The sequence below is a fragment of the Synechococcales cyanobacterium T60_A2020_003 genome (genome assembly GCA_015272205.1).
In the GTDB taxonomy this organism is placed as follows: Bacteria; Cyanobacteriota; Cyanobacteriia; order RECH01; family RECH01; genus JACYMB01.
The window spans coordinates 1-7,845 of the sequence record JACYMB010000281.1; the positions used below are offsets into that span (position 1 = coordinate 1).

Consider the following 7,845-nt stretch of genomic DNA (forward strand, 5'->3'; position numbering starts at 1 on the left):
ATGTACTTATCTACTGAACATATTTAAGTAGCTTATCTTATTCCGCCTAACGGTCGGCTGCAACCCGACTGTTAGGCGAACCCGGTCTGCGATGAATACTCACAGTTCATCGTCGCCAGGAAAGCGATTCTCTCCGCCTGGTAGGTTCAGCCAGCTCAACTCCCACTCGTCCTGCTTTTTCCCCCGATTGTTGATGACTCGTGACGTTATGACCTTCCCCCTTTCAATCTTGACGTGAACTTCCTCTTCAAATATAGAACCGAAACCCATGTGGACGTATTGCAGCATTTCACCCCTTGGGATACGAAGGACGCCTGAAAACCAGTCTGCCAAAAGGGGTTCTTCCCCCTGCAATCGGAACCTACCGCAAAGATCAACCAGATAGAACTGTCCATCCTTAATCTCCCATGTTCCCTGATATCCCCGCCAACAGGCCGTCGAGAGTAGAATGAGAGAAATGGGAGCGGAATCATCATGCTTTGCCTTGTCCGGGTCTATCTCGATGATTCTGGGATGTCCCTTTGGAAGTGGTGGGCAGAACGCCATCGAAGTCTCTTTCCCGTCGAAGATCAAACGCTCACCGATTTGCGCCGTCATATGCAGCCTCCTATCCGTCTAACATCCTATCCGTCTAACAATTTATTATGTGGAAAGTTTCTGTATAAAACCCCCACTCCAGGGAGTTATCCGGAAAGTTTCTATTGAAATGCTGATTTTCCATAATTCAACCGAAACTTTCTCGATAATATCCAGATTTTCAGGAGTTATACGGAAACTTTCCGTATAATTTCAGAATTCAGATCTCAGTAATGCGTGTAATATTTACCACATCATCGGATCTGTAACATCTGCCATCATGTCAAACCCATCAAACCCTCCAAAATTACTCGAAGAGGTGCGGGATGTCCTGCGCCGCAGGCACTACTCCTACCAAACTGAAAAAACCTACATTTACTGGATTAAACGCTTCATTGCCTTCCATCATATGAAGCCCCCACGGGACATGGGCGCATCTGAAATAGAAACATTTCTCACCCACCCCGCCGTTGATCAAAACGTGACCCCATCTACTCAAAATCAAGCCCTCAGTGCGCTGATATTTCTATATCGCGATGTGTACCAATGGGATACCAACTGGGGCTTAAACGCAGAGCGAGCCACACCGACCCGCTACCTACCCACAGTGCTCACCCCAGACGAAGCCCGCCGCATTCTCAACACCCTTCCCGGCGTTTATCAACTCGTTGCCAAAGTGCTTTACGGTAGCGGTTTGCGTCTCAGTGAAGGATTAAGATTACGAGTCAAAGATTTAGACTTTGGGCAACACTAAATCGTAGTTCGCGACGCAAAGGGCAATCGCAGTCGAGTCACCATGTTACCCATAGGGTTAGTTGACCCTTTAAATAGACATTGGCAGTGGGTCAAACAACAACACCAGCAAGATTTAGACCAGGGATATGGATCGGTATACTTGCCCTATGCCCTTGAGCGAAAATATCCAAAGGCCAGTCGGGAATGGGTGTGGCAATACGTTTTTCCAGCCGATCGGCGATCGCTCGATCCTCGCAGTGGCATTTGTCGGCGGCATCATCTCCATGAAAGTGGACTCCAAATGAAAGTGGACTCCAAAAAGCCCTGAAGCAAGCCATCCGGGCTGTAGGGATTTCCAAGAGGGTGAGTTGCCATACCTTTCGCCACAGTTTTGCCACCCATCTCCTGCAAAACGGCTACGATATCCGCACCGTGCGAGAACTCCTAGGCCACAAAGACGTAAAGACCACCATGATCTACACCCATGTCCTGAATCGGGGTGGGTTGTACGTACGAAGTCCGCTAGATGCTTAAACCAATGTCTTAAAGTCCAACTACCGATGCAATCCTGGAATCCCTGATGTCGTAACGCATCGTCAACTCAAAACTCAAAACTCAAAACTCAAAACTTAAAACTCAAAACTTAAAATCGGTATTGCGATTAAGCGTGTTCAAAACATCACTCCCACAAATCTCCCTCAACTCGCCCCCCATTACTCCAACACCTCCAGCACCGCCTTGGGAGACAGCTTCGACTTAAACCACACCACCTTCGCCGGAATCTCGCTCACCTTCACCCCCGCTTTCTCCAAATTCAGCCGTTCCGAAATCGCCAGAATCAGGTTGTCACAATCCGACTGCCGCACCTGAGAGAACTTCTTGCGCAGATAGTCCGGTCGCCAGTAGCCTACGATTTCTAACAAATAGATCCGTCCATCCGGATGCACTAGCCGAAAATCCGGAATCATCACACTCCCCGGAATCGGAATCAGATCCACCTCTCGTTCCAGCATCCAATCCGATTTCAACGCATCCCAACGATCGGCAAACGACGCCTCCAGCATACTGTCGTAGGGTTTGCCCGGTGGATAGTGGGTTTGGAGCGTGTAATCAGAAGAGAGCGTAAAGTGACGCGTAGACTGTTTTTTGGTGTAGCTATCGCGCCAAAGGAGTGTCGCTTTTAAACTCCATTTGGTGACGTGGAGCAAGGCAGGCAAGAGTTTCGCCATGTCCAGCCCATAGCGAGTGCTGGGTTTGAATAGACTGGTGGGGCCATCGATTGTAATCGTAAATCCATGGTCGGCATCACCTTCGATATAGGCCATCAGGCGAAAGAGTTTGAGGTAACGGAAGAGCAGTTTATATTCACCCGGATCGTTGCGGTGTGCCTGGATCACCACTTGGCTCGCTTTATAGAAAATACCCTGCACCTGCGCTAAGTTGTAGCGGTGGATCAGTTGGTCAGGGGTGACGGGTTCAAACTCGGTGAGGATCCGATTTTCCTCTAGGTCGGCGTAGAGTCCGGCACGGATTTGGGCGGGAAAGACTTCGCGATCGAGTTCGTGGCTGAGGGTTTGCGCCAGGGTTTGCAGGGTGGTGTCAGCTTGGTCGGGAATGGGGGGATGCTGAGCCGAAAGGGCAAAGACCCGCTGACGGAGATCCTGGGGGTCAAGGGGACTCACGATCTCAAAATTGCTGAGGTTGCTGCGGAGAATGTGAGCGAGGCCGCGCTTGATGCGGTAGTCGGTTTCTTCGCCTTCAATGTCTTGAAGATGGCGGTTGAGTTCTCCCTGGGTTGCCCCCACCGATTCTTGAAACAGGGTGATCAGTTCAGTGGCGATCGCCCGATTTTCGGCATTTAGCGCCAGTTGCTTAGCCACCACCGATTCCCCTTGGGGACGATGCATTAATAAATCTGTGGGCAACATATCTGAACTCGAACTTGGGTTGGTGGAAAATCACCCGCCTAGGTGAACCATCAAGGCGACGCTGGGTTAGCGGTTCGTTTCTTAAGCTTAGAGTATCCTTCCATGAAGGATGAATTCCTCGGAAGGATATTCCTTGAGATCTTGGGGGCTTGTTTGATCTCAGGAGACCCGGCTTCGGCGGGGTCTTTTTTTATGTCTTGATTTCCGGATGGGCCACGAGCCAACGTTGAATATCCGCCTGAACGCGATCGCCAATTTCCCACGGAAACAGGTGCGCCACGTTGGAATACACCCGGCACTCCGCTTGGGGCAGATGCTTAGCGGTTTCCAGACTGGATTCTACGGTAATATGGCGATCGCCCTCCCCCGCCAGTACCAAACTCGGACACTGAATATTTTTTAAGTCTGGTAAACGGTTATAGCGCGATCGCAACGCTTGATTTAGGGCATTGGTGGCATGGGACGAAGTTTGCAGATAGGCAGGCAATGCCTCCCGTGCCAGAAATCCGTAGGTTTTGGGCGTATGTTGCTGCACCAGATAGCGAAAGAGCGATCGCTTGCCTAGCTCAATCCCCACGGAGTTTCCAGGGCTGATCCGGTTCACCAACGACGCCATGCCCGTCAACAGATCATCCTGCCAGCCCGTGCGGGGATGATTACTCCACGGTCGCGCCGAAGTGGCCACCAAAATTAATCCACTCACCCGATCCGGATGGCGCAACGCCAGCTCTAGCGCTAAAATTCCACCTAGCGACCATCCCAACGCTACAAAGCGGGATACTTGAAACCGATCGAGGAGGGCATCTAAATCCATCAAATGCTGATTCATTCCAAAGGGCTGGGATACCCGACTTTTCCCGTATCCTCGCAGATCAGGAGCGATCGTCCGAAATTCCTGGGACAGAAATGACGTAAACACCGACATACAGTATCCTGCACCCGGATGCCCATGCAGACAAAGCATCGGAAATCCAGTTCCCGATACAGTACGATGCAGGTTCATGGGTGATAGCTGGCTAGGGGGTAAGGTTGTCATTGGCGTCATCTATCTGTTGTGGAACGAGATTATGAATATCAATCGGGCGTCAGATCTACGACTTCTCATTCAACCCCCAACAGGTACGGCTAGACACATAACAGAAATCGTAGATCTTGGAGGGGGCGATCGCCTAAATTCCAGACTTACACTGTTTTGACGGAGCATTAAATCAGGAGCATGGTGCTTTATAATTCTTTAATTTCCGGCAAACTGGGGTCGTGGTTCCAACGGCGAGCTGAAAGGAACTCCTTTGCATCTACGCTATACCTTACGGCAAGGGTCATTCGCCAAATCCCCCTATGAAACGACGACAGGTGCCCATCAGCCAATATCAACACTTCGATGCCCGGAGCAGCGGGAGGGTGCAAATCATCCTTATGAAACGACAAGCCCAGATCAGACGCAGGCGATTTGTATCATTTCTAGCACTGATGGTTCTCGCGATCGGTCTTACACTCCTGATTGGATTACACGACCAACTCGGCAACCGCAACACTGCCCCTGCTGCCACCCTCTCCTCTATTCATAATGTCGATCTTGCGATCCTCAGCGACACCAATCGCGACGGGATGATCACGAAGGAAGACATGGACGATCATGACCGTTGGTCTTGGGGGTCAGGGGCGTTTATCCTCGCCAATGTAGACGACGACGACCAAAATCAGGAAGTGGATGCCCTAGATACGGTCGTCAACGGGGAGAAAGACGCTGAAGACTTAACGCTCATTAAAGTGCTGCTGTCCGATGACTTGGTGCGAAACAATCCTCGGCTCCAGCTCTCGGTAGATAATAGGGGTAACCGCCATACCCATGTCTTCCAAAAAGTCGGGGATGCGTGGGAGTACCTGAATCTGCGATCGCCTGCCGAACTTACGCTGAACTCCGATAATCCTCAAGATCTCACCCTAGGCATTGAAGCCACAGCATTCGCCGATGAAGACTGGGATGGCATTGTCAAACTCCGCCTTGAGGCGATCGTCCCAGATCACTCAGACAACAACGATCCCATTACTGATTCCCTGCAAATGCGGGTTAGCCCCTGGTTAATGCTGCCCAACACTGCCCAATCCACCGATGTCTACGTGGGTGAGGGGCACTATAACAATGAACCCATGCTGGCTCAGCTTCAAGACTCCTTACCCAGTTTGGGCGTGACCATGCACACCGTCTTCGCCGAAGCCTGGGAAGAAATGTGGCTGCAAGACACGATGGAAATTGGGTATCAGCAAACTCCTGGGCATCCGATCATGCATGTCGTACTCCAGGCTAACCGGGGGATTGATCCGTTCCCTCCTACGCTGCTAGGGCCAGATATGGGCTTTATCACCGTTGGTAAATATCGCACTGTGCCCCTCGAAGATGAGCTGGTTGACTGGATGGGCAACCTAGAAGTGACCCCCCCGCTTCCCGGATATCCCCTAGGCCGCATCTACTACGGCAAAAATATTGAATCAGGCGTTGGTTTTGCCCCGGCGATTGTGGCGTTTTTGGAAGCGCAGAGCGTCCAGTTTCCTGTGGCAGTCGATACCTCCTGGCTCTTGGTGAAACACGTTGACGAAATTTTCAGCTTTGTGAGCGATCGCAACGGCAATCCCTACCTATTGATGAACAACCTCCAAGAAGGCGTCGATCTTGTAGAAAAGCTCCAATCTTCTTACCGGAAGGGAGACAAGTATGTGGGCGTTCCCGGTACCTTAGTCGATGAAGCGCTAGAGTACGTCGAGGACAATCGTTGGCTACAGCGCGAAAAGCTAGACCAAATTTTGGTGAAGGCCGAGCACGACTTCAACCTTGATCCCAAACAGGTGATCACACTACCCGTCATGGTTTACAGCACCACCGAAGCTCAAACCCTATGGTCGAATCCGGTGAACTCCGTCCACATTAATGGAATCGTGTTTGTGGGCGATCCCGTTGCTCCCCAAGTCAAAGGTAAAGACCTAATCCAAGCCGAAATTCGGCAAAAGCTAGAACCTTTGGGGCTCGAAGTGCAGTTCCTAGACGACAGCGCCTACCAAGCCAACGCAGGTAATGTCCATTGTGCAACCAACTCCAAACGCCTCCCGGTCGTGGATGAAATATGGAAGCATCTGCCCGATGGCTTGGTTCAAGACTCCTAAAGCGGTCTTTTTAAATTTCAGTTTTGAGTTGAACTGGGATGTCCTGTTTGCAGAACACCCCAGAGAAGGCGTTAGTAGATAACAAACGCAAAGATGGTGCAATATATCGATAACTCTTAACGCTTTTCAGTACCCTGATTGGGTGCGCCTTCTATACCGGTGTTGCTCGTGCCCGACTCAGGGCGTGCCTCGTCCTTCGCATCTGACTCTTCATACATTCCGGTATGGCGGCTCGCAGGATCCACTGGGGTTTGATAGCCACCTTCAGAACCGGAGCGCTTCATGTCTTGGTTATCTTTTTTTTTGATTAGTCATAGGGCAATTTCCTGTCTAAATTAACTAGGACTATCGTAGAAAATCAGGCATGACATTCCCCTCTCTCATAGGGATGGGCATGACCTATTCTAAAGATGGATTAAACCCACCAAAGGTCATCTATAACCCATGCGAGTCATTACGGTTGCAGCAATCCAGGCAGCGATGCAGGATGATCCTGAAGCGAACGTTGCCCACATGACGACCCTCATCCGAAAGGCAGCGGCAGCGGGGGCAGAGGTTGTGCTTCCTCAGGAGTTGTTTAGCCTGCCCTACTTTTGCAAAGATCAAGATCCGCGCTGGTTTGAGGCGGCCTACCCTGTGGAGGATCATCCAGGGATTCAATCCATGCAGACCTTAGCGGCGGAGTTGCAAATCGTGTTGCCTGTTAGCTTTTTTGAACGGTGCAATACGGTGTTTTTCAACTCCGTCGCGATGATTGATGCCGATGGTTCCCTATTGGGCGTGTATCGCAAATCCCACATTCCCGACGGGCCAGGGTATCAAGAAAAGTTTTACTTCTCCCCAGGAGATACGGGGTTTCGAGTTTGGTCTACTCGCTATGGCCGCATTGGAGTGGGCATTTGCTGGGATCAGTGGTTTCCAGAAGCGGCACGGGCAATGGTTTTGCAGGGGGCAGAACTGCTCCTTTACCCAACCGCTATCGGATCTGAGCCGCCCGATCCCGCCTGGGATTCTTGCGACCACTGGCGACGGGTCATGCAAGGCCACGCTGGCGCAAACCTAGTGCCCCTTGTCGCGTCTAACCGCACTGGACACGAAGTCGGAAAAACCTGCGAGATTACTTTCTACGGTTCCTCGTTTATTGCAGGGCCAACGGGCGAAATCGTGGCTGCGCTGAATCGGGTTGAGGAAGGTGTGATTACGGCAACGTTTGATCTCGATGCGATCGCCCAAATGCGAGCTACCTGGGGCGTTTTTCGCGATCGCCGACCGGAGCTATATGGGGCGTTGATGGGATTGGATGGGGGAATGGGGTGGAGAGGTGAAGAGTGAGGGGGTGGAGAGGTGGAGAGGTGAAGAGTGAGGGGGGTTAAAGAAAGATTGCGTTTTGATGGGAACGGGGATACAAACTCTACATATGGAGTCTCTTATAGGGTATTCTGATTGG

Annotated in this window: 9 protein-coding genes; 5 read left to right on the forward strand and 4 right to left on the reverse strand. The window is 51.2% G+C overall.

Annotation, left to right across the window (positions count from 1 at the left end; genetic code table 11):
* Window positions 1–99: 99 nt before the first annotated feature.
* Window positions 100–597 (reverse strand): hypothetical protein, encoded by a 498-nt coding sequence (locus IGR76_13905; protein MBF2079572.1) that lies wholly within the window; start codon window positions 595–597, stop codon window positions 100–102.
* Window positions 598–856: 259 nt separating this feature from the next.
* Here IGR76_13905 and IGR76_13910 point away from each other — a divergent pair, with 259 nt between their 5' ends.
* Genes IGR76_13910 through IGR76_13920 form a run of 3 tightly spaced genes read left to right on the forward strand, consistent with a single transcriptional unit; the run spans window position 857 to window position 1,845 of the window.
* Window positions 857–1,330, forward strand: coding sequence for a phage integrase N-terminal SAM-like domain-containing protein (locus IGR76_13910; GenBank protein MBF2079573.1), 474 nt, complete (start codon window positions 857–859; stop codon window positions 1,328–1,330).
* Between the two features lie 42 nt (window positions 1,331–1,372).
* Complete coding sequence (locus IGR76_13915) at window positions 1,373–1,639, forward strand: hypothetical protein (protein ID MBF2079574.1); 267 nt, start codon at window positions 1,373–1,375, stop codon at window positions 1,637–1,639.
* Window positions 1,636–1,845 carry a tyrosine-type recombinase/integrase gene (locus IGR76_13920; protein ID MBF2079575.1) on the forward strand — a complete coding sequence of 70 codons (210 nt, stop codon included), beginning with the start codon at window positions 1,636–1,638 and terminating at the stop codon, window positions 1,843–1,845. Before IGR76_13915 ends, IGR76_13920 begins: the two co-directional genes overlap by 4 nt.
* Window positions 1,846–2,024: 179 nt before the next feature.
* Here IGR76_13920 and IGR76_13925 read toward each other — a convergent pair whose 3' ends face one another.
* Complete coding sequence (locus IGR76_13925) at window positions 2,025–3,239, reverse strand: DUF790 family protein (protein MBF2079576.1); 1,215 nt, start codon at window positions 3,237–3,239, stop codon at window positions 2,025–2,027.
* Between the two features lie 190 nt (window positions 3,240–3,429).
* On the reverse strand, window positions 3,430–4,275 hold the full coding sequence (locus IGR76_13930) for an alpha/beta hydrolase (protein MBF2079577.1): 846 nt from the start codon (window positions 4,273–4,275) through the stop codon (window positions 3,430–3,432).
* Between the two features lie 302 nt (window positions 4,276–4,577).
* Between IGR76_13930 and IGR76_13935 the strand changes: the two genes are divergently transcribed.
* Window positions 4,578–6,398 (forward strand): hypothetical protein, encoded by a 1,821-nt coding sequence (locus tag IGR76_13935; protein MBF2079578.1) that lies wholly within the window; start codon window positions 4,578–4,580, stop codon window positions 6,396–6,398.
* Between the two features lie 116 nt (window positions 6,399–6,514).
* Here IGR76_13935 and IGR76_13940 read toward each other — a convergent pair whose 3' ends face one another.
* On the reverse strand, window positions 6,515–6,682 hold the full coding sequence (locus IGR76_13940) for a hypothetical protein (protein ID MBF2079579.1): 168 nt from the start codon (window positions 6,680–6,682) through the stop codon (window positions 6,515–6,517).
* Window positions 6,683–6,842: 160 nt separating this feature from the next.
* Between IGR76_13940 and aguB the strand changes: the two genes are divergently transcribed.
* Complete coding sequence (gene aguB, locus IGR76_13945) at window positions 6,843–7,730, forward strand: N-carbamoylputrescine amidase (GenBank protein MBF2079580.1); 888 nt, start codon at window positions 6,843–6,845, stop codon at window positions 7,728–7,730.
* The last annotated feature ends 115 nt before the right edge of the window (window positions 7,731–7,845 follow it).

What these genes read in the sequence shown, in the direction of transcription:
- IGR76_13910 (MBF2079573.1), top strand. Translation starts at nt 857, where the DNA reads ATGTCAAACCCATCAAACCCTCCAAAATTACTCGAAGAGGTGCGGGAT.
- IGR76_13930 (MBF2079577.1), bottom strand. Translation starts at nt 4,275, where the DNA reads ATGACAACCTTACCCCCTAGCCAGCTATCACCCATGAACCTGCATCGT.
- IGR76_13935 (MBF2079578.1), top strand. Translation starts at nt 4,578, where the DNA reads ATGAAACGACGACAGGTGCCCATCAGCCAATATCAACACTTCGATGCC.
- IGR76_13905 (MBF2079572.1), bottom strand. Translation starts at nt 597, where the DNA reads ATGACGGCGCAAATCGGTGAGCGTTTGATCTTCGACGGGAAAGAGACT.
- IGR76_13915 (MBF2079574.1), top strand. Translation starts at nt 1,373, where the DNA reads ATGTTACCCATAGGGTTAGTTGACCCTTTAAATAGACATTGGCAGTGG.
- IGR76_13940 (MBF2079579.1), bottom strand. Translation starts at nt 6,682, where the DNA reads ATGAAGCGCTCCGGTTCTGAAGGTGGCTATCAAACCCCAGTGGATCCT.
- aguB (MBF2079580.1), top strand. Translation starts at nt 6,843, where the DNA reads ATGCGAGTCATTACGGTTGCAGCAATCCAGGCAGCGATGCAGGATGAT.
- IGR76_13925 (MBF2079576.1), bottom strand. Translation starts at nt 3,239, where the DNA reads ATGTTGCCCACAGATTTATTAATGCATCGTCCCCAAGGGGAATCGGTG.